General features: G+C 62.7%; 14 protein-coding genes. 3 read left to right on the forward strand and 11 right to left on the reverse strand.

Features of this window, described 5'->3' with window-relative positions; all coding sequences use genetic code 11:
• Complete coding sequence (locus ACFDR6_RS36130) at window positions 1–834, reverse strand: polysaccharide pyruvyl transferase family protein (RefSeq protein WP_317240717.1); 834 nt, start codon at window positions 832–834, stop codon at window positions 1–3.
• Between the two features lie 110 nt (window positions 835–944).
• On the opposite strand from ACFDR6_RS36130, the gene ACFDR6_RS36135 reads away from it, so the two are divergent.
• Complete coding sequence (locus ACFDR6_RS36135; protein WP_375847650.1) at window positions 945–2,426, forward strand: lipopolysaccharide biosynthesis protein; 1,482 nt, start codon at window positions 945–947, stop codon at window positions 2,424–2,426.
• 30 nt (window positions 2,427–2,456) lie between these two features.
• Here the strand turns inward: ACFDR6_RS36135 and ACFDR6_RS36140 are convergent, their stop codons facing one another.
• The 7 genes from ACFDR6_RS36140 to ACFDR6_RS36170 all read right to left on the reverse strand — a co-directional run bounded on the left by ACFDR6_RS36140 (window position 2,457) and on the right by ACFDR6_RS36170 (window position 14,826).
• Complete coding sequence (locus tag ACFDR6_RS36140) at window positions 2,457–3,581, reverse strand: acyltransferase family protein (protein WP_317240715.1); 1,125 nt, start codon at window positions 3,579–3,581, stop codon at window positions 2,457–2,459.
• 242 nt (window positions 3,582–3,823) lie between these two features.
• Window positions 3,824–7,732 (reverse strand): RHS repeat protein, encoded by a 3,909-nt coding sequence (locus ACFDR6_RS36145; protein ID WP_317240714.1) that lies wholly within the window; start codon window positions 7,730–7,732, stop codon window positions 3,824–3,826.
• A 542-nt stretch (window positions 7,733–8,274) separates the two neighbouring features.
• Window positions 8,275–9,666 carry a hypothetical protein gene (locus ACFDR6_RS36150; RefSeq protein ID WP_375861343.1) on the reverse strand — a complete coding sequence of 464 codons (1,392 nt, stop codon included), beginning with the start codon at window positions 9,664–9,666 and terminating at the stop codon, window positions 8,275–8,277.
• 10 nt (window positions 9,667–9,676) lie between these two features.
• The gene (locus tag ACFDR6_RS36155) at window positions 9,677–10,954 is read right to left on the reverse strand and encodes a glycosyltransferase family 4 protein (protein ID WP_375861345.1); all 1,278 of its coding nucleotides are present in this window, start codon (window positions 10,952–10,954) and stop codon (window positions 9,677–9,679) included.
• 33 nt (window positions 10,955–10,987) lie between these two features.
• The gene (locus ACFDR6_RS36160; RefSeq protein WP_375861346.1) at window positions 10,988–12,328 is read right to left on the reverse strand and encodes a hypothetical protein; all 1,341 of its coding nucleotides are present in this window, start codon (window positions 12,326–12,328) and stop codon (window positions 10,988–10,990) included.
• A complete protein-coding gene (locus ACFDR6_RS36165; protein ID WP_375861348.1) occupies window positions 12,328–13,467 on the reverse strand; it encodes a glycosyltransferase in 1,140 nt (379 codons plus the stop codon). The genes ACFDR6_RS36160 and ACFDR6_RS36165 overlap by 1 nt, the downstream gene beginning before the upstream one ends.
• A 255-nt stretch (window positions 13,468–13,722) precedes the next feature.
• On the reverse strand, window positions 13,723–14,826 hold the full coding sequence (locus ACFDR6_RS36170) for a glycosyltransferase family 4 protein (RefSeq protein WP_375861350.1): 1,104 nt from the start codon (window positions 14,824–14,826) through the stop codon (window positions 13,723–13,725).
• Window positions 14,827–15,008: 182 nt separating this feature from the next.
• Here ACFDR6_RS36170 and ACFDR6_RS36175 point away from each other — a divergent pair, with 182 nt between their 5' ends.
• On the forward strand, window positions 15,009–15,884 hold the full coding sequence (locus ACFDR6_RS36175) for an aldose 1-epimerase family protein (protein WP_375861351.1): 876 nt from the start codon (window positions 15,009–15,011) through the stop codon (window positions 15,882–15,884).
• A gap of 24 nt (window positions 15,885–15,908) precedes the next feature.
• Here ACFDR6_RS36175 and ACFDR6_RS36180 read toward each other — a convergent pair whose 3' ends face one another.
• Together ACFDR6_RS36180 and ACFDR6_RS36185 are read right to left on the reverse strand one after the other, a co-directional pair.
• Window positions 15,909–16,757 carry an MBL fold metallo-hydrolase gene (locus ACFDR6_RS36180; RefSeq protein WP_375861353.1) on the reverse strand — a complete coding sequence of 283 codons (849 nt, stop codon included), beginning with the start codon at window positions 16,755–16,757 and terminating at the stop codon, window positions 15,909–15,911.
• A 93-nt stretch (window positions 16,758–16,850) separates the two neighbouring features.
• Window positions 16,851–18,008: an acyltransferase family protein gene (locus ACFDR6_RS36185; protein ID WP_375861354.1), complete on the reverse strand. Its 1,158-nt coding sequence runs from the start codon at window positions 18,006–18,008 to the stop codon at window positions 16,851–16,853.
• Window positions 18,009–18,279: 271 nt separating this feature from the next.
• Between ACFDR6_RS36185 and ACFDR6_RS36190 the strand changes: the two genes are divergently transcribed.
• The gene (locus tag ACFDR6_RS36190; RefSeq protein ID WP_375861356.1) at window positions 18,280–19,095 is read left to right on the forward strand and encodes a winged helix-turn-helix domain-containing protein; all 816 of its coding nucleotides are present in this window, start codon (window positions 18,280–18,282) and stop codon (window positions 19,093–19,095) included.
• A 143-nt stretch (window positions 19,096–19,238) separates the two neighbouring features.
• Here ACFDR6_RS36190 and ACFDR6_RS36195 read toward each other — a convergent pair whose 3' ends face one another.
• Window positions 19,239–20,375 carry an alpha/beta hydrolase family protein gene (locus ACFDR6_RS36195; RefSeq protein ID WP_375861358.1) on the reverse strand — a complete coding sequence of 379 codons (1,137 nt, stop codon included), beginning with the start codon at window positions 20,373–20,375 and terminating at the stop codon, window positions 19,239–19,241.
• Window positions 20,376–20,723 lie beyond the last annotated feature (348 nt).

Here is a 20,723-nt window from a genome sequence, read left to right on the forward strand (position 1 = left end):
TCAGCTCTTTCCGCCCCAGAGGTCGATCGGGAATGCATTCATCAAGGCACGATGGTCAAAGCTGAGGGGCGCTGCTCCACCCATCTCGCGTCCTTCTTCAATACTTGTGGCAAACTCGACGGCGAACCGGCCGGTGCCCTCATAGTAGTCACGATACTTGAACTCGGCTTCTGCGCTGCTCAGTCGCACGTATCGAGCCGGTATCCCGAATGCCTCGGCGACGATGATGCCGTGGAGCGAGCTAGCCAGAACCAGTTCAGCTTCGAGAATGGCGTCAATTCGACGGTTCCAGGATCCCAGCGGTGATACCACTGTATCGGCGGTAGGGTCGATGAGACTCAAATCGTGCAAATTCGGAACAAACACCCACGGCTTCTTGGCAGTGGGGTGAAAGCGATTCGGAAACAGCTGAGGAAGCAGCAACGCGGGGTCTCCGAACACTTCAGGTACCACGATGCCCCGACGCTGCAGAACCTCCCGTGTACGAGGGCCGCGCACCGCTCGCACGTCCAAGTTCTGCACGCGTCGGTTGAGGTCGCCCTGCCCAAGGCGCCCGTTTACGCCGCTTCCCCAGACCACATCGCCGTCTCGCGCGTAATGGAGCACGGAGCCGATCGCGAACAAGCGTGTTTGCCGCGGCACCTCGTCGGCGAGCGTATACCCGAAATGCCGCAAGAGATGGTCAACGACGACGATCGAAAGGTAGTCGCCGAAATTTATCGTTCCGTCGTCGGGACGCCAGAAGAACAAGTCCACGTGCGGATAGGGCAGTTGATGAATAAAGTCGCAGCCGACCTCGTTGATCAGTCGCCGTAGATTGCCTCGAAAATTCATGCTGCCTCGGATCGTAGCTGCTTTCTTGCCGTAGTGTCCTCGTAAACAAGGCGACTATTGGACCATTGCAGCCAATGGCTCGTCGACGAAGGTCGGCCTAACCCGAAATAGTGACAGGCTTCCAATTGCGCCACGAGATTATCAAGCCGCGCTCGATCGTTTCGGGCGTTATTTGGTCGGCACTCGATTCTGCGGTCGGGCAGGCTCTCACGCTCGCAATCTACATGATCATGGCGCGGCTGCTGTCGCCGCAGATTCTCGGCATCGTGGCAACGGGAGCGCTGGCGCTCGAGTTCTGCCGGGCAGTCCTGATCGAGAGCATCGCGATCGCCGTCCAGGCGCGCCCCGCACCGAAGGATGAGGATTACACGGCCTCGTTTTGGCTCATCGCGGGCCTCTCCCTGTTTGCAGCGCTCGCGCTGTTCGCCTCGAGCGGCGCTATCGAACGATTCTCGGGTCTTTCGGATCTTGCCATCGTTCTCAAAGGATTTTGCATCGTGGTGGCCGTGCAAGGCCTCTCACGGACGCACGAAGCCTGGTTGACGCGCAACCAGCTCTTTCGATCCCTCGCCATTCGTTCGATTTCCTCAATCTCGGTTGGCGGGGCTGTAGGGATCGCGCTGGCGATACAGGGCTACGGGGTCGTTGCGCTGGTCGGACAGCTCGTCTCGACTTCGTTGATCTCGCTGGTCAGCCTTTGGATTCTGACGCCCTGGCGCCCCGGGCTCCGGGTCAGCCGGCAGGCCGTTATCGAACTCCTGAGCTATGCGCGCTACGTGGCGCTGACAGGAATCACCAATTTCGCCAATGCCAATGCCGATCTGATCTTTGTCACTTGGTACACCGGCGCCGCCGGCGCGGGCTTCTACAGCCTCGCCAAGCGCCTGGTCAACGCCGTGAGTACGGTGATCGGAAACGCGTTGAACCGCGTGTTCTTTTCGACCATCGCTGGCCTCCAGCATGACCGGGAAGCGTCACGTTCGACGCTGGTTGACTTCGTCATGTACACCTCGCTGCTGACGGCCCCGCTTTTCGCTGGCATAGCGGTTCTGGCGCCGGATCTCATCGTCGGCTTCTTCGGAGCCAAGTGGGGCGAGGCCGCCCCTCTGCTCGCGATCATGTCGATCACCGGATTCCTGACCACGATCGGCCTCTACAATCACTCTGTGATCCTGGCATTCGGAAAACCGCACTGGCAGACGTGGCTGACGCTGATATACGCGGTTTCGAACATAGCGATCTTCATCCTCGCTGCGCCGTTTGGCCTTGTCGCGATTGCTGTCGGCTACGTTGGTCGCGCCTTGTTGCTGTATCCCCTATCCGCGGGAGCCTCGATGCGGATACTGGCGCTCGGTATCAGGTCCTATGCCGCGGCGCTGATGCCTGCACTTGCGGGCTCTGCGGTGATGGCATGCGCGGTGGTTGCTGCCTCCGTTACCATGCCGGCCACGTCGCAATGGCTGCGTCTCGCCGCGCTCGTGCTGCTTGGTTCTTCGGTCTACCTCGCCGTTGTCATGGCTGTCGCCCGGCCGGCCGTGGTGCGGATATGCCAGGAAGTCTGGGGTCGTGTGCGACGATCGTCGAGGACCTAGCCGCAAGATCTGGCAGCACGCACCACCCGCCTAGCTTGCGTTTGCCGCCTGTCTGGTCTCGGCAAGATCGAGCGGCTCGGCCTTTGGGATCCGGGCTGATCTTGCACCGCCGGGCATAAGCCGGTTGATCAGTTTTCGAGCGGGATCTTCGACGTAGCGATAGGTCACGTCGGCAACGACTGTCAGAATGATGCAGCAGACCAATGCAAACACTGGAAACATGCTTGGTTGAAGTCCGAGATAGTGCCAGGCCGGCTTGAAAAGCAGGATCAGCAGCACTTCGTGCACCATGTAGATCGCATATGACGTGTTGCCGAGGCGGCCAAGCCAGTCAGAGCCGGGAAACCGCTTGAATGCACTTTCTCCAGTGGCTGTGACGAGGATCGCGACAGAGAACAGTATGATTGCAAGGTCGGGCTTGGCAAAAAAGTTGAGCACCAGGATCGAGATGATAAACAGCGCGATTCCGGCGAATGCGACCGGCTTCTTGCGATAGTCGCTCGAGAGCCTGAACAGGACAGTCAGGAGAATCCCGTTCAGGAAGCTCGGAAGGGCCCGTAATATTCCGAAATCGTAGGTTGCCCCGTACATCTGCGAGCGTTCCTGCCAGATCGGCAGGTGAGCATGGGCGAGGATTCCATAAGAGAGCGCGACGATGATCGCGAGCATCAGCGGCGAAATCCTGCCGGCCAGCAGCATGAACAACGGGAACAAGAGATAACAGAACAGTTCGGCGCTGATGGACCAGGACGGCGAGTTGAAGCTGAGGTGATCCGTGATGCCCCACGCCTGCACGAGGAAGAGGTTGTGAATGAAATCCGTCCAGCTCGCGTGCGAGGTCGGACCGGATATGCCCATGAGGGCAAGGATCGCGAATATCAGCAAGGTGAGCAGATGCAAGGGGTAGATTCGCGCGATCCGCCTCACGAGGAAGCGCGCATAGGAGCGCAGGCCCGTCGAGCCTGAAGGATAGGAGTAGGAGATCACGAAGCCGGACAGGATGAAGAACATGTCCACGAACAGGCCATAGGACCCGTTCCAGGCCGGCGAGATGCCCGTGTCGATCAGCTTCAGGTGGAAGATGAAGACCCCGAGCGCGGCGACGAAGCGGTAGAAGTCGAGAACGACAAAACGTCTTGCTTCACTGGCTTCCATCGGGGCTCGGTATCCTTGCGCGGTCCGTCTGCTTCTAGAGACGAATTGTGACGCAAGTTCGCAAGCACGCCGGCCGACACGGCGCAATCCGGCATTCCCTCCGAATTCATAGGGCTCATCCAATTGCGGATGGCAGTCAGCCCTCTGCTCATCGATGAGGCAGACGCCCGTGGAACGATCAGGGGCCGGGACATGGTCCCGGCCCCAGCGCCATTGGCATCCGTTCGGCAGGTCTCGCCGGCTCAGACGAATACGAAGTCGTGGCTCGTCAGGCTGGAGACATAGACGTTCTTCAGCAGGATCGAGTCATTGGCCGAGAACGTGATGAGCGCGTTCGTGCCGGATTGCATGATCTGGAGGTGGCTGTAGTCCTCCGCCAGCAGTTTCGAGATCGCGATCGTGTCGTGCGTCGTCCCGCTGCCGGCCTGGAAGTTGAGAATCTGATCGTGGCCGTGGTCGTACGCGACGGTCGTCGAGCTCGGCGCCGCCGAGAACACGTCGTTGCCGGCCCCGCCCTGGATCGTCACGCCGCTGGCGACGGCCGTGACGTTGTGGGTGCCGTCGGTCTTGGTTTGATCGAGGTACTGCAGCGCTTTTGCGGTGTCGTAGTTCTCGTGCTGCGTGAGGCCGGCCTGTCCGTTGAAGTTGAACAGGAAGACGTCCCTTGAGCCGTCGGCGTGGCTGGCGATCTCCTGGGTCTTGATGCCGGCGCTGTCATAGATGTCGGTCAGCTTGCTGCCGTCATTATTGATGACCTGGGTATAGTCCAGGGTGCCGTCGGCGTGGGTCCTTGTGATCTCGACGATATTGCCCGAGGCATCGAGGTGCTGGTGCTGCGTCGTGTAGGACTGGCCGGTGACGTTGTAGTTCCAATTGTCCGACGTGCCGTCGGCATTCTTGATGTAGGCAGCGGTTTTGATACCGGCGGTGTAGATCGTGGTGGAACTGTAGCCGTCGCTCTTGGTCGTCACCTCGCTGGTGATGATTCCTTTGGCGTCATACCAGCCCGAGGTCTTGGTGCCGTCGGCGCTCTGCACAAGGGTGAATGCCAGGCTGTCGTCGGCGTGGGTCCGCACGATGCTGGTCAGGAAACCGGTGGAATCGTAGATGTCGTGCTCTGTCGTGTAGCTCTGACCGACGACGTTGAAGAGATGGACATCCCTCGAGCCGTCCGCGTGGTAATCGGTTTGTGTCTTCTTGATGCCTGAAGCGTCGTAATTGGTCACCACGCTGCCGCCGTCACTGCCGACGACCTGGGTATAGTCGAGCGTGCCGTCAGCGTGCCAGCGGGTCACCTCCGTCGTCTTGCCGGTCGCATCGAGATGCTGGTGCTGCGTGGCATAGGTCTGACCGGAGATGTTGTAGGTGTAATTGTCTTGGCTCAGGTCGGCATTGGTGGTGTAGACCGCAGTTTTCAAGCCGTTGGTATAGACCGCTGTTGAGCTGTAACCGTCGGCCTTCGTGATCACCTCGCTGGTGAGGACCCCCTTGGCATCGTACCAGTCCGTTGTCTTGGTTCCGTCCTTGCTCTGCACCAGCTTGAATGCCATGCTGCCGTCCGCGTGCTTCCGGATCAGCGTCGTGAGGAAGCCGGTTGCATCGTAGACATCGTGTTCGGTCGTGTAGTTCTGGCCGGTGATGTTGAAGAGGTAGACGTCCTTGCTGCCATCAGCGTGGTACTCGGATTGTTTCGTCCGTACTCCCGCCGAGTCATAGATGGTGACGACGCTGCTACCGTCGTTGTTGACGACCTGGGTATAGTCGAGCGTGCCATCCGCGTGCTTGCGGATGACGGACGTTACCTTGCCGGACGGATCGATGTGCTGGATCAGCGTGGTGTAGCTCTGGCCGGTGATGCCAAAGGCATAGTTGTCCAGACTACCGTCGGCGTTCTTGATATAGGCTTTCGTCTTGACGCCATTGCTGAACAGGGTCGTCGAGGTGAAGCCGTCTGCCTTTTCGACCACCTCGCTGGTGAGGCTGCCGGCGGCATTGTACCAGTTGGTCGTCTTGGTGCCGTCGGCGGTCTTCATCAGCTCGAAGGCCAGGCTGCCGTCGGCATGCAGGCGCGTCAGGGTCGTGAGGAATCCGGTCGAATCGTAGACGTCGTGCTGGGTCGTATAGTTCTGGCCCTTGATGTTGTACGTCCAGACATCCTTGCTGCGATCGGCATGGTAGGCGGTCTCGATCAATTTCACTCCAGTGGCGCTGTACAACGTGATCACGCTGCTACCGTCACTATTGTAGACCTGGGTCGAGTCCAGCGAGCCGTCGGCATGGCTGCGGATCACCGAAACGACCTTCCCCGAGGCGTCGAGATGCTGCACCTGGGTGGTGAAGCTCTTGCCCGTGATGTTGTAGGTGTAGTTGTCCTGCGAGCGGTCGGCGTTCTTGACGTAGGCGGCGGTCTTCACCCCGTTGGTGTAGAGCGTCGTGGAGTAGTAGCCGTCGGACTTCTGGACGACTTCGCTCAGCAGGGTGCCGGCCGTGTTGTAGGTGTCCGTGGTCCGCGTTGCGTCGGTTCCGACATGAACGAATTTGGTCTGCACGCCGCCGGTGTAGCTGATCACGTCCTTGGAGCCGTCGCTGTACACGACGGTGGTCGAGGTCGGCTGCCCGCTTGAATTGAGGCCGGTGTCGGATTTCGAGAGCAGCTTGCCGCTCGAATCGAAAGTCCTCGTGCTGGTCCAGGTCGCCGCCGAATTCGTCACCGAGAACGAATATCCGCCCTGGATCTTGGAGAGCGCGTTGCCGTAATGGGCGATCATGTAGTCCATGGTCGCCTTCGACGCGACCTGCAGGACGTGGGAGTCGGTCAGCGTGATCGTCTGCAGCGCCGTCGAGTCGCTCAGGTCGGACAGTTGCGGTACGATCTCCGCAGCCGTCCCGGTGACGCTGGTCCTGGTGTCCGGCGGGACAGCCGTGGTCGGCGGTGCGTCGATCTCGATGATCACGGGGTGATCGCTGACCGGAATGGTGATGGTGCTGACGTCGGTGTAGCTGGCGATCGCCGTGGTGCCCGTCAGCGTGTCATAGACTTTCACGGTATGATGGACGCCGCCGAGGTTCACCGTGACCGTCTGGGCCGTGTTAGTCAGCTCGGTGTCGGTACCGTCGTTCCAGAGCTTCGGCTCCGCCCACACGACGAGCTCGTAGGCGCCGTTGCTCTTGCCGAGCACCATGCTGTTGCCTGTCGCGGGCATATTGCTCAGGGTGTAGTTCAGCGGATCAGTCGGCTGCTGGCCGCCCTTGCCGTCATCGGCCAGAATGGTCGTGAGGTTGTGAATCGCCGTTGCGGCGAGCTTGGGCGTTCCGTCGGAGTTGAACAGGCCGAAATTAGCTTCGGGATTGGTGTTGGCTGCAGACGAATCGCGGTCGAACAGCTCGTAGAGGTAAGTCGCACTCGCGCCGGCCTTGTAGGCGACGACCAGCGTGTTCAGGATCGATTTGGCCTGCACCGTCTCGTTGACGCCGAGATATTGGGTGTTGGTCTGGGTGGTGTAGCCGGTTTCCGTGATGACGACAGGCTTGCCGGGCGCCGCGGACATGACGGCGCTCAGCGTCGCCGCAATCGAGCTGCTGTATGTCAGGCCGGTGCTGACATAAGCGTGGGCGTTGGCGTAGTCGACCGAGCCCGACATGTTGCCGAGTTGGCTGTAGCCCTGGGGATCGTTGTAGGCCAGTGACAGATTGTAGACGGGGATGCTGGCGAGCGTCGCGTTGGCATTGACGGCCTGATAGAGCACACTCTGGAATTGGGCCGCGGCAGTGAGGCTCGAGCTGCCGTTGTAGCTGAAGGGCTGGTGATTGGCCTCGTTGAGCCCTTCGATGGCGCTGATGCTGCCCGGGTGGCTCGTCACGAATTTCTGCAGCGAGGCGATGTAGTTCTGCAGCCCGACCGTCCCTGTCTGGGGGAGTGCGGACGACACCAGGAAATCGAATTTGTAGCCGGCCGCGGCGAGACCCTCGACGACCGGTTGCGCGGCCGGGCTGGTCCCCAAGGCGTCGCGGAGATGGGTAACGCCGAGATACTCGAGGTCATCGACCATCATCGCGAGATTGTTGTAGCCGGTCCACCCGAAGCCAGCGTGCGTGTTGACGCCGATGGAGTTGATGAAGCCGCTGGCGGAGAGGATGGTCTGGTCTGACATTGCTCACTCGAGTTTCTGCGCAAGCAAAATTGCTCGCAGGGATTTGCGTTCAACCTTCTCTGTCGAGTGTGAATTTCAGATAAAAATCGAAGCTACAAGTTGCGAGTGAAATGCGGTTCCTTGCGCAGGAACACGTCGACTCGAGTCGCAGCAGAATGCTGATGCGATGCCTGCGCAGGATGGCGTGACGAAGGCACTTTCAAGATTTTCTGCATTCGCGCTGCTGAATATATGCGCAGTCCGCGCGCACTCGATCGAATGCTTGCGCTTGCCACACGCAATCGCAGCGCTCGGAGACGCGGCCAAGTGAAGCGGTCGGCTCTGAGTGCAGCGCCGAGTCGTTCATCCTCATCATCGAATTGCACAAGGAGTCGGCAGAGGGTGGACGAGTAATCTATGAGATATTAACGCGACGGTTGTGTCCGTAATTTCCCGGGTAGGCCGTTCGGTCGCGTTACAAGAGCGCAACGGTTCCGTGCAGGAACTGAAACAGAGCCGTCGTCCAGCGGCTCGATATGATCCGATGATGCCGGTGCGACGAATTAGCCGCGGCGGGCCAGCATCAGGAAGTCGCCGCGCCATCCGACGATCGCCGTCGCGATCGCTGCGATCACGATCTTGCCGGCGAGCCATGTCGCTGGCTCCGTCGGCATCGCACCGAGCGATCCGATCAGGATTGCGGCCACCAATGCCTGCATGACCAGCGACCAGCGCGGGAATGCCTCGAACCGCAGGGTTGGACCGAGCGCGACCAGGATCGTTGCGAGGGTGGCGAGCGAAGCGCAGCCGACTGCCTGTCGCGGCGAAAGTCCGGCCCATACCGCGACCAGCGCGACGGCTGCGACGATCGCAAGCTGGCCGGCCGCGACCAGCACGAGCCTGGTCGCGAGCTTTTCCAGGTGTGGAACCACCGCGACGGTCGCCTGCAGATGCGTGTGCAGGAAATAGAAGGCGGCCACCGTGGGTGCCGTCGCCAGGAAGCCGTCGAGGCTCTCGCGCGGGACCAGGATACGGGCTGCATCCGGAATGAAGCCGACCAGGCCGCCGAGCAGCACGAGGGTCGTGCAGATCATGAATTCGAACATCCGTCGCGCCGATTGAACCGACTTCACGGCGGTCCCGTGTTCGAAGTCCTTGACCAGTTCGGGATAGCTCACGGTGTGGATCGCGGCGTTGAGGACCCAGAACGGACGTTGCAGCAGGTCGAGCGCGATCGAGAATCCGGCACCTGCCCCCGTCGCGCCCAGCCGGCCGATGATGATGACACGGAGCAGCACCGGCACCGACAAATGGATGACGGATGCACCCGCCGCGAGCATGCCGTAGCCGGCGAAAGTCTTCCAATCGGTCAGCATCGTCTGCAACGATGCGCGCTCCAGCGGCGTGCGGTAGGCGACGAGCCCGGCAACGAGCCCCAGCATGTGACCCGACGCAATCCCGAGCAGCGCAGCTTCGGCCGTCCCTGAAGTCGCTCCTCCCACGACGGCCCCGGCCAGAAGCGCGGTGGCACGCAGCGCAAGAAGAGAGGACGCGACGCCCAGCCGATCCGACAGACGGACCGACAGGAAGTAGAGATCCGTCAAGCCCTGAAGGACGGATATGCCCAGACCCAACGCGATGATCCCTGCCGGGAGCGCGCTGACCATGGATGCGCAACTCCCGACAACGACGAGCGCGACCGCACTTGACAGGCCTGCCGCAAACAGCGACCACCTCAGCCGGGCCGCTTCGTTCTCTCCGGCGGCCGCCAGAAAACGCAATCCGGCGAGTTGCAGCCACTCGAACATCAGGACGCAGAGCAGTTGGCTCGAGGCAAGCGCGAGGGAGAAGCTGGTGTAGTCTGCTGCCGGCAACAGATGACTGATCGCGAAGATCAGGATGATCGCCGCGGCGCTCTGATAGACGTAGCCCGCCATCGCCAAGAAGCGTGTCATCGCAGGCGTGTCATCGCGGAATGAGGCGCTCCTTGCCGACGACCGCCGGTCCCTGCGGCGCTTCGGTCGTGGCTGCACGCAGGTGCGACATCCGTTGCTCGCGCAATTGTTCATACAGGTTCTTGTACGAAGACAGCACGTCGGCAAATATCCACTTGTTGGTATCCGCGATGAGGCGCCGGCTGATCTCGTCGATCTTGTGCGGATCGGCCGCGACCGCGAGCATGCTGTTGGCCAGGGATTGCGGATCGGCTTCAGTCAGCCAGCCCGTGATGCCGTGCTCGATGACCTCGGGCATGCCGCCAAAGCGCGTCCCGAGCAGCGGCCTGCCGGCCGCCTTGGCATCGGCGACGACGAGCGGGCCGGGGTCGTGCCAGATCGACGGTGCGATCACCACGTCCACTTGCTTGTAGAAATCGTCGGGCACCACGAAGCCCATGAACTCGATCCGTGCGTCCGGCGCCAGCGCCCTGAGGCGCCGTTGCTCCTCGTCGCTGACACGGCCGGCGATCAACATGCGGATACGGTCCGGCGGCAGCAGAGCCAGCGCCCGCATCAGATTGTCGATGCCCTTTTCCTCCGTGAGGCGGCCGATGAATCCGAACGTCACTTCCGTGGTGCAGACCGGACGAGGATAGGGCGCACGCGGCGGCTCGGTGGAGGCGTTGCGGATCACGGTACGGATCGGCGTCTCCGAGAACATGCCCATGTCGGTGTGAATGGACAGGACGCGCTCGCTCACGCCGACCACCGCGCTGAGCCAATGCGTGGCACGCTTGCGATGAAACGTCAGAATTCCGCAGCTCGTGCAGGTGTGCTCGCAAGACCGCCCCTTCTCGAAGCGCGAGCAGCGCGGGCAGGTCAGATAATAGTCGTGAAGCGTATGGAGCACGGGAACGCCGAGCTGGGCGGCAACGCGCCAGATCGCGGTGGTGAGGCCCGACAAATTGTTGGAGTGCATCACGTCCGGCTTGAAAGCCCGGATTCGCTCCGCGATCAGGGGGGCCTGCATCTGCCAATCGTCGATGGCGTGCCAGATGCTGCGCAGCGCGACGTTCTTCTGCTCGGTGAAGGGCCTGTAGATGTTCTGCACCGGCGCGGAGTAGACATTGATGCCGTTGCAGGTTTCGGGCGCCTGCTCCGGCGATGGAGCGGCGCGGATCACCTCCACCTCGTCACCGCGCTGCACCAGGCCTTCGGCGAAACGCCGCGCGAAGATCTCTGCGCCGCCGACGATCTTTGGGGCCTGAGGCGTCGGATAAAGCGTGGACGTCAAAAGAACTTTCATCGCGTCAACCTCATGTCTGCAAAAAAATCACGTCTACCGCGCCGGCCTGATCTCCAGGGCGGGAACGGCACTGTCATTGGCGGCAATCAGGACCGGCGTGCTCGAGACGGGAATCCACACGCCGCTTGCGGGCTTTGCCGTCTGGTCGCACGGCATGGCAAAGCTCGCGCCTTGCTGATCGCCCTTGATCCGGACTTCGTAACGGCGGTCCGGAGTCTCGGACCAGACCGCTATTCTGCCACCGGACGCCGTCGATGCATTGATCGACACCACTCCGCTGGCGAGTTCGCGTCGCTCGGCACTCAGGCTCGTGCGAATGAAGGCCCATGCGCCCTGAGCCGCGCAGGCGACCGGCTTCGGTGAATTGTCGAAACGATAGAGTCCGAAATTGTGCTCCAGGTCCGATGGGTCCTTTCCACTGTCCTTGAGCTCGTAGAGCCACATTCCCTTGAGCCAGCGCGTCGCGGTCGATGCCCACAGGATGAGCTGCGCCGTGTTGTCGGCCTGGGCCTGTTCGCTGACCCCGCATTTGTTGGAAGCGGCCGTGGTCCAGCCGGTCTCGGTGACATAGATCGGGAAGTCGGGGTTTCCGCTCGCCTGGCCGACCAGGCGGTGAAACGCCGTCAACCTGTCGATGATCTCGGCCGAGGTGCGTTTGCTCGGGCCCATGCAGAAGTTGTAGAGATGGATCGAAGCGCCGTCCGCATATTGAAGGATGCCGGTCCGCAGCATCTTCTCCGTCCATGCCCAGCCGAGATCGTCGCCGAGCGCCCCGACCAGGAAAGGCGCGTTCGGCGCAACCCGCTTGACCGCCGGCCGCGCGACTTGCGCGAGCGCCAGATAGTTCTCCGGCGAGAACGCGGCATCCTTCTTCGCCGCCAGGTTCCATTCGTTCCAGAGCTCGAAGAGCGGATGCTGCGCCACGACCGATTGCGCTGCCGAAGCAGCATAGTCGGCAAAGCGCTGCCGCGCTTCATCGGTCGTCGGCGGCGAGGAGTTCGGCACCAGATGATGGCCGAACGCAAGGATCAGGAGGGGACGCGCGACGCCGGATCTGACTTGGGCCTCGAGCCTGCCGAGCCTGGGCGTGAAGCCCATCCGGCGTCCGCCCACTTCAAAGTCCGACCAGGGAAAATCGTCGCGAAAAGCGTTGAGGCCGAGTTGCTTGATCTGCGCGATGTTCTCCGAGGGCACGTAGCCGCGTGCGCTCACGGGACCACCCAGCCCCTGATGCGTGCCGACCCCCAGCAGGAATCGGGCATCGAGCGGTTGAGCCTGTTGTGCGCAGACGGAAACCGGCAGGAGAATGGCTGCGATGAGGCTTGCGAGGCGAAGGCTGTCGCGAGCCAAGGTGCGTGGGAGCGGCGGAGCCATCAGAAATTCTTGGAGAGGTCCGATTGCAGCGCCGCCTTCGCCTCGACCGGTGTCCGCTCGTCCTGGAGGAGCTCGGCATAGACCTGCTGCAAATGCCCATGCGTCTTCTGAACGTCATAAAACTGCTTGAAGCGGTCGTAGCCGCGTTGTCCCAACACCTTGAGATCGAAATCGAGCGCCCGCCGGAAACCGTCGACGAGAGGCTGAACGGCGACGGGCTCGCAAAGCACGCCGGTGACGCCGTCGACGACGATCTCGGGCAATGCGCCGCTGCGGAATGCCAGGATGGGTTTTGCCGCGCGCATCGCCTCCAGGGCAACGAGACCAAAGGCCTCCCATCGTGACGGGATCACGACGAGATCGGCGGCCTCGAGCTGGGTCTCGATGGTCGGGCGGTCGAGCCAGCCCAGCATGGACACGTTGGACGGGACACTCGGGCCTTCGTACTTGTTGACGACGGAGGCGCCGATCATGCGGATATCGAGCACGTCCTCGAGCGCGCGCGCGGCTTCGATCAGGAGATCGAATCCCTTCTGGCGGTCCAGGCGTCCGATGAAGAGAACCTTGACCTTCTTGGAGGTCCAGTCCGCCGCGACGGGCTGCGGCGAGCGCGTCTTCGAGATGCCGTTATGGACGATCGTGAGGCGGTCCGCCGGAATTCCCGCGCGGACCGCTTCGTCGAACTCGTCGCCGGAGATGCAGATGATTCGGTCCGACGTCCGGGCGAGAAGGTTCTCCGCCGCCTTTGTCACGACATGGCTGAGGCGGCCGGTCTGGCGTGAAAATGCCCAGCCGTGCGGGCAATAAACCACGCGCGGACCGTCCGAGCGGGCTGCAAGCGCGGGACGGAGCACGAGGCCTGCAAACGAGGAATGCAGATGCACCACGTTCGGCTTGAAGGCGTCGAGTGCCTGCATGCTCGCGCGAAACATGTGGAATAGCCCGGCGACGCCGCGGCCGGATCGTTCGAACGTCGTAATCCGGCTGTCATCGACTGCCGGAAGATCGCGGCGATGATCCGAGGGCACGACATAGTGCACGTTCTCGGCGCCGAAGCTGGCCTGTTGCTGTGGATGCAACTCGTTCAGGTAGCTCGCAATCCCGCCCCGAATGGTCTCGGCGATGTGCAGCACTTTCATCGTTTGCCTCGCATAAGGCTGCGTCGGAGAGCCGGACATCGTCTATCCCTGTTCGGTGTTCGCTAGTGCGAGATACAGTTCCTCGAATACGTAGCGATAATGGGGCAGCGATGTGGTGATGTTGCGCCAAGCTCATTGCGCGCGCGAGATCACTTCCAAAAACAAAAAACTTTCATGGAACCATGTGCCGGGCGGGGGAGTTGCGACACGTTTGCGCTGGACCTTTTGCGCGCGAAAGGCGAGTTGCGTCCTATTTCAAGCGGCGGTGGCGACGTTGGCCGGCCCTGCGAGATGATCGAGCAGGGCCTTCGCCGATTTCTTCCACGAAAAGAATGCAACGCGATCCTGCTGCCTCATGCGCTCCTGATCAGAGATGGCGCCGATTGCCAATCTTTCGAGCATGAGCTGCTTCAAAGCGTCGGCATCGCTGGCGCGAAAATACGCAGCCGCATCACCGCACGTCTCAACGACCGCATCGGCGGTCGAGGCGATGACCGGGCAGCCGAAGATCATGGCTTCGAGCGGCGGCACGCCAAAGCCTTCGTAGAGCGAGGGAAACACGAATGCCGATGCATGCGCATAGAGCGCTGCGATCTCGCCGTCCGTCAGACGCCCGGCCAGCAGCAGGCCGGCGGCGCCGTCGCCTGAATTGTCCTGGAATACCTTGCTGTTGTCGCCGCCGACGATCACCAGCGGAACGTCAGGGCGGTCGAGCAGCTGGACGGCACGAATCGCGACTGAAAGATTCTTGTTCTTCGTCCGCGAGCCCACATAGAGAAAGAATTTCCGCGGCTGAATCCCAAGTCTGCCAATGATGCCGGGATCAGGCTTCGTCTTGGCGAAATGTTCTGCGCTGTTGGGGAAGACAGGGATCGCCGTTGCCGACAGATTCAGCACTTCGGCAAGCTCTTTGCGCGAAAAGCCCGACACTGTTGCGATGCTTGCCTGTCGGGCGAGCAGCCGGCCCATCGTGCGGTGAACTGCCAGATAGCGCCAGCTGAAGAAGTCCGGCCTGCGAAAGACCTGTGCGTCGTGGATCACGACAATATGGTCGCGATGGAACACCGGGCCCGAATTGGCCAGGCTGATCAGGCGGCCGCCCGCAGCAGCGCGCGCCAGGTCGATTTGATCCCAGGCGTGCCCGCGCAGGCGGCCGACGGTACGAATCTTGATTCGCTCGAGGTGAAGGTCTTCGCTTGCATCCGCGGGCGTCAGCAACTGCCAGTCTGCGTTCCGCAGCGACGCCGGCGTTTGCTCCGACGCCAGCTCCGCGTCGATCGCCTTGACGATTTCGGCGGCATAGCGCTGAACGCCGGTGAGCTTTTGCGACAGAAAGCGGCCGTTGATGAAGAATTTCAATTGGCTACCAGAATTGTTCTTGGGGACCCGGGCCGCGTTTCCGACAAGGCTGGCGGCGGACGAACCGCAAATGAGCAACCGTTAGGTACGGAAATATGACGCTGCCCTGCAGGGCGCTGGGGCGCCGGCTGCATGGCTGGCGCCGCCTTGCTGCACGCAAGGTCGGGGTGTAGATCTCGCGCATGAGCGATGACACTTTCACTCTTCGCAGCGGCCGGCTCACCGCCACGGTCAAGGCGCACGGCGCCGAACTATGTTCGTTCAAGGACGGCGTCACCGAGTTCGCCTGGCAGGCGGGGCCGGAATGGCCGCGCCATGCGCCGTTGCTGTTTCCGATCGTCGGGCGCCTCGCCGGGGACGAATTGCGGCACCGGGGCAAGACGTATCGCATGACCCAGCACGGCTTTGCCCGCGACAACCGCTTTGCCTGGGTCGAACGCGGCGAGAGCTGCTGCACCCTGGTGCTCGAAGACAGCGAGACGACGCGTGCGCTCTATCCATTCGCGTTCCGGCTGACGACAATCTATACGCTCGATGATGCCGGCCTCGACCTGACGCTAGTGATCGCCAACACTGGCAAGGAAACGTTGCCGGCTTCGATCGGCGGTCATCCCGCGTTCAACTGGCCGCTTCAGCCGGGACTTGCCAAGGAGAGCTATGCGCTGACCTTCACCCGCGCGGAGTCCTCTCCCGTCCGCCGTCTCGAGGGCGGATTGCTGCGCGCGGCAACGGAGCCGAGCCCCGTCAAAGGCACCGTGCTCCCCTTGTCCGAATCCCTCTTCACCGAAGATGCCGTCATCTTTGACCGGATGGAGAGCGACGCGGTCCGCTATGCCGCCTCCGGTGGCCCCTGGCTCAAAATGTCCTGGCGCGGCTTTCGCGAGCTCGGCGTCTGGTCGAAACCGTCAGGCGCGCCGTTCCTCTGCATCGAGCCCTGGCGCGGCTACGCCAGTCCGGACGGATTTGACGGCGAGTTCGGTGACAAGCCGGGCCTGATGCACATTGCGCCGGACGCGGAAGAGCGGTTGTCGTTCCGGATCGAGGTCGGATCGTCCTGAGACCGAAGTCGAGCTGATCGGCCCTCAAATCTCGATCCGCGTGAGATCCTCGCCGAGCACGACGGGACCCGTATAGTCCTGCCTGACATCCGCAAGCAGCGCGTTCAGCATCGCATCGTCGGTGCGCGGTCGGTGGTGGGTCAGCGCGAGCTTCTTGACGCCGGCCTTGGCCGCGATCTTGCCGACCGTGTCGCCGCAGGCGATCGTGAATTTCGCAAGGCGGCGAAGGTGCTCGTTGTTGATCTCCGGCGTCGCGAGGAAGCAGCACTGAACCAGCAGGTCGGCTCCGTGCGCCAGCCGCTCGAGCCCGGGGCAGGGGACAGTGTCGCCGGAAATCGCAATGACCTTGCCCTCCGCTTCGAAGCGGTAGCCGAGACACATCCATCGCGCGAGGAAGGCCGGTGGCATGTCGAGGCCATCGCCATGCGACACCAATTCGGCGCTGATCTTCCAGCGCCCGGTGTCGAGGACGGGACCCGGTACGACGTCCGTTGCGAGGACGGGTTTCCAGCCGCCGAAGGTGGGTTCGCCCTTATCCCGCCAGGTGATGTCCTTGTCGTAGACCTGCGTGACCAGCGTGTGGACGAGCCGTTCGGTATCCGGCGGTCCATAGATGCGCAGCTCGTCCTTGCGCCCGTACATCCATGAATTCAGCATCACATCGTAGAGGTCGCCGATGTGGTCGAAATGATGGTGCGTGAGAAAGACCGTGTTGATGGCGCCGAGTGGAACGCCGGCCTTGCTGAGCTGGACCATGACGCCGCGGCCGGCGTCGAACAGGATATTCTCGTCGCCGAGCCTGATCAGCGTGGTCGTTGCCATGCGGCGCGGGTCCGGGCGCGGGCCGCCGGTGCCGAGCAGTATGACCTCCATAGTGCACACTCCAGCGTGAAGATACTTCACACTAGATATGAAGGCGGCAATGAAGCAAGCCGCATCGGGCCAGCAGGGACGGAGCAGCGGCGTTCAGCGCATGCCGGCTGCGGTGGCGGCAATGGTCGGCCGGAGGCTTGATCGGCCCGATCCCGCTGATGTCAGGCGATGCGCCAGGTCCTGCGCGCGCCGCTCGACCAGATGCCATGTCGCGCGCGCGACGAGATAGCTCATCGCGGCGGTGACGACATAGGCGATGAGCAGCGAGATGAGCCCATCCGCGAGCGGCCAGAGCTGACGCAGGCCCCAGATCACCGCGAAGTGCGACAGGTACATCGAATAGGAATTGCGGCCGAGCGCCTCCAGCGGCTGGAAGCGGATGGCAAGCTTGATGCACCCGACAACCAGCGCACCGAGCACGAGGTTGATCATGAGGTAGTTGAACTCATGCGAGCCGGTGGCGCGGTCGGCGGCAAAGGACAGTGCGATGAAGATGGCGTAGATCGCGGCATCGGACCTGGTGAAGCCGTCGCGCAGCGAGAAGAACAGTGCGCATCCGATCAGGAAGACCGGAAGCTGATTCAGGAAGCTGATGTGCAGCGTGGTCCAGACGAACGCCTCGTGGCCGGGGCCATAATAGGCCGAGAACAGCGCGAAGGCCCACGGCTTGAACAGGCAGACATTGACGAGATGCAGCGCGATTGCCAACGCGAGATAGAGGTGGCGGCGCGATCCGAACGCGATGATCAGAAGCGGGAAGACGAGATAGAAGGTCATCTCCGCCGCGATCGACCAGTCGCCGGGCACCACGCTGTTGACGCTGTCCGGCCAGAAGCCATGCAGGAAGGTCGCGGTCAGGATCACTTGAAACGGCCCGATGCCGTTGGGCGCGTTGTCGCTCGGTCCGGTGCCGTTGATGACGAGGTAGACCGGGATCGCGATCCAGAACAGCGGCGCGATGCGCAGGAAGCGGCGGATGTAGAATTTGCCGGTCGCATTCGTCTCGCCGCTGCGCTGCGTCCACATCAGGCACATCGTCATGGCGCTGACGAAGTAGAACACGTTGACGCCGGTCCACCCGCACATGAAAGCGAAGTCGACCGCGCGGATGTTCGACGGAAATGCCTGCGAAACGTGGATTGCCATCACCCCGACGATACCAAGGCCGCGCAGGACATCGAGCGTGTGCGAACGATTGAATGCCGTGCCTTGCTCGGTTCGACCGGCAGCCAACCGGGTCTGCCCCTGCATCACGCCTGCTCCGTGGTTTGGTATTGTGCAGGCGGGACAATAGGGGCGCAGCCGGGCTTTCCGAAGCCGAAGGCCTTTTTTACGTTAACCGCCAGTTGAGTCCGAGGCGGAATGTTAGGGAGTGGGCCTCCGCGCCCTCGGCAGCGATGATGCGCAGATTGAGAATTGTGGGGCAATTCATACTTAATAGTTGAAGACCATGAGCAATATTGTTTGCGCGTCGCAGCGCGCCTAATATTCCGGCGGCTGATTTCGGGGGCTCGAACAAGTCGTGAATGCACGTTCACATGCCGGCGCATTGCGCGACGGGCTGGATCGCCAGGTCGGGTCCCAGGCACACAGGATACCCAAGACCGTGGTTGAATCCGCACGTCAGGAAATGCGTCCCGCCGGCCGCGAGCGGCTGATCGTCGTCGAGGATGATCCGGTGACGCGGACCATGCTGGTCGGCTATTTCAGCGAGAACAATTTCGACGTGGTCGGCGCCGGCTCCTGTGCGGAATGCCGCCAGGCGCTGCGCGCGCGCACCGATCTCGTTTTCCTCGACCTGCAGCTGCCCGACGGCGACGGCTTCGAGCTCGCCAAGGAGATCCAGGCGACGAGCAATGCGGGCATCATCTTCGTGACGCGCCGCGATACCGACGTCGATCGCATTCTCGGCCTCGAGATCGCCGGCGATCACTACGTCACCAAGCCGATCAATCTGCGCGACCTGCTCGCGCGCGCACGCAGCGTGCTGCGGCGTCGCTCGCTCGATCGCAAGGCGGCGCGCAACCACAATTCGATCGCCTTCGGCGACTGGATCATCGACCTGACCCGGCGCGAATTGCTCGGCAGCGACGGCAAGCCAGTGTCGCTCACGCGCGCCGAATTCGATCTGCTCGCGGCGCTGGTCGGCGCCGACGGTCGGCCGCTCAGCCGCGACTATCTGATCGAGGTCGTCAGCAACCGCCAGGCGGAGGTCGACATCCGCACGGTCGACGCCCTGGTGGCGCGGCTGCGCCGCAAGCTCGTCGGCAGCGGTACGCCCGTGATCGCCACCGTCACCGGCGTCGGCTACAAGCTGGCGCTCAGCGAGCGGCTGTAAAGGAATTGGACCGCTGCATCGTCGTCAACGGGATGCGACGCGATTCCATCGCGCCTCGATGCGAGCCTTGATCTGGCCGACCCTCGCCTCGTGGGCGGCCCAACAGGCACGGCCGCGACCTCGGCGCCTCCGGCGCGCGGCGACTAACGCGCGCGGGCGCTCTGATCGGTGGCCGGCACTGTTGCAGGTTCAGCCAGCCGGTCGTTGATCGCATAGAGCGTGCAGGTCGGCGACCATTTCATGCAGGCGGCCAGGGAGTCACGCTGGGCCTCGTCGGTCGTGACGCGCCCCGCGCGCCAGCCATAGCCGCCGTTCGGCGATACGGCGAACGCCTTGTGCGGCAGCATGCTGGCGAGATAGCGCGCGAACTCGGCCCGCGCGGCCTCGTTGAGCTGACGCGGCGGCGGCAAGGAATCGGGCAGGCTCAGAATGTCGCGACCGAGGAGGCCGCGCTCGCGCAGGAAGGCATCGACATAGGGCGTCCATTGCGGACGGCTTGCCACCGAATAGAGGTAATGGCCGTCGTCGCCGAAGGCAGGCGCCGCGATGAATGTCGCCTTGCCGCCACCGGTGCGAAATCCGTTATGGAGACGGCGCGCGAGGTCGGGGCCGAAATACGAATCGTTGGTGGCATAGACCCAGAGCGTCGGTACGCGCGAAGTCTTGCCGAAGGTGGTGAAGGCCTGCACGAGCCCATCCGGATTGCAGACATCGTCGTCGTCGCGCGAGCCGCGGCCGCCGGCGAAGTTGATCGCGGCGACGAGTCCGGGCGGGGCCTGCGCGGTGAGCGCGATCGTTGCAAGACCGCCGGCGGAATGGCCGGCCGCGATCATGCCTGATGTCGTGACGTCATCCCGCCGCGTCATCGCATCGATCGCGGCGCGCAGGTCGGCCACCGCGACCGCGGCCGCCGGCAAATAAGCGGCTTTGGCGCAGCCGCCGACACTGTCGGCTCGCCCGCCGGGGGAGGTACCGTAGCCGCGCCGCATCACGATCAGCGCCGCGTAACCGCGCCGGGCGTATTCGAGCGCGATGCCGTAATATTTATGCGCGGACATCGTCGCGCGATCGTCGAAGCTGCGCGGCGAGCCGTGGCTGAGCAGCGCCAGCGGATAACGCTTCGCTCCCGCCGGGCGGACCAGAAAGGCCTCGAGCCCCTGCGGCCCGGCCTCGGCCATGGGGATGCGGAGGTCCTCGGTATAGAACTCCGCGGCAGGCGCCGGCGTACCGGCCACGAGAAGGCCGGCGATCAGCATAAGCAGCTTGCGCAGGAGAGCCATGGGGCGATTCGAAGGGCCTCGATGGCGGGAAGCATAGCATGATCTCCTGACTTGAACCGTGAGCTCGCCGCTATCGCCGATCACGGCAGGGCAATCGCATACGGCAGCGATCTCGCCTGTGGCCATCCTTCGAGACGCCCGCCGTTGGCGGGCCCTCAGGATGAGGACCGGGGGCGCGGCACCAGTTCTGGCGAGCACCGATGCCGCTTAGTCTCATCCTGAGGAGACCGCGAAGCGGTCGTCTCGAAGGACGAGGCGCGCGCTCAGGTCGCGCAAAGCGCCATATGCGATTGCCTTGGGGATGACGGGACGGCGCCGCCCTGTGTCGCCCCCTGTCAATCCTCTAGT

This window comes from Bradyrhizobium tunisiense (genome assembly GCF_042263385.1).
GTDB lineage: Bacteria > Pseudomonadota > Alphaproteobacteria > Rhizobiales > Xanthobacteraceae > Bradyrhizobium > Bradyrhizobium tunisiense.

Coding starts and splice junctions, on each gene's coding strand:
- ACFDR6_RS36130 (WP_317240717.1), bottom strand. CDS start 834: ATGAATTTTCGAGGCAATCTACGGCGACTGATCAACGAGGTCGGCTGC.
- ACFDR6_RS36140 (WP_317240715.1), bottom strand. CDS start 3,581: ATGGAAGCCAGTGAAGCAAGACGTTTTGTCGTTCTCGACTTCTACCGC.
- ACFDR6_RS36145 (WP_317240714.1), bottom strand. CDS start 7,732: ATGTCAGACCAGACCATCCTCTCCGCCAGCGGCTTCATCAACTCCATC.
- ACFDR6_RS36150 (WP_375861343.1), bottom strand. CDS start 9,666: ATGACACGCTTCTTGGCGATGGCGGGCTACGTCTATCAGAGCGCCGCG.
- ACFDR6_RS36155 (WP_375861345.1), bottom strand. CDS start 10,954: ATGAAAGTTCTTTTGACGTCCACGCTTTATCCGACGCCTCAGGCCCCA.
- ACFDR6_RS36160 (WP_375861346.1), bottom strand. CDS start 12,328: ATGGCTCCGCCGCTCCCACGCACCTTGGCTCGCGACAGCCTTCGCCTC.
- ACFDR6_RS36165 (WP_375861348.1), bottom strand. CDS start 13,467: ATGAAAGTGCTGCACATCGCCGAGACCATTCGGGGCGGGATTGCGAGC.
- ACFDR6_RS36175 (WP_375861351.1), top strand. CDS start 15,009: ATGAGCGATGACACTTTCACTCTTCGCAGCGGCCGGCTCACCGCCACG.
- ACFDR6_RS36180 (WP_375861353.1), bottom strand. CDS start 16,757: ATGGAGGTCATACTGCTCGGCACCGGCGGCCCGCGCCCGGACCCGCGC.
- ACFDR6_RS36185 (WP_375861354.1), bottom strand. CDS start 18,008: ATGCAGGGGCAGACCCGGTTGGCTGCCGGTCGAACCGAGCAAGGCACG.
- ACFDR6_RS36195 (WP_375861358.1), bottom strand. CDS start 20,375: ATGGCTCTCCTGCGCAAGCTGCTTATGCTGATCGCCGGCCTTCTCGTG.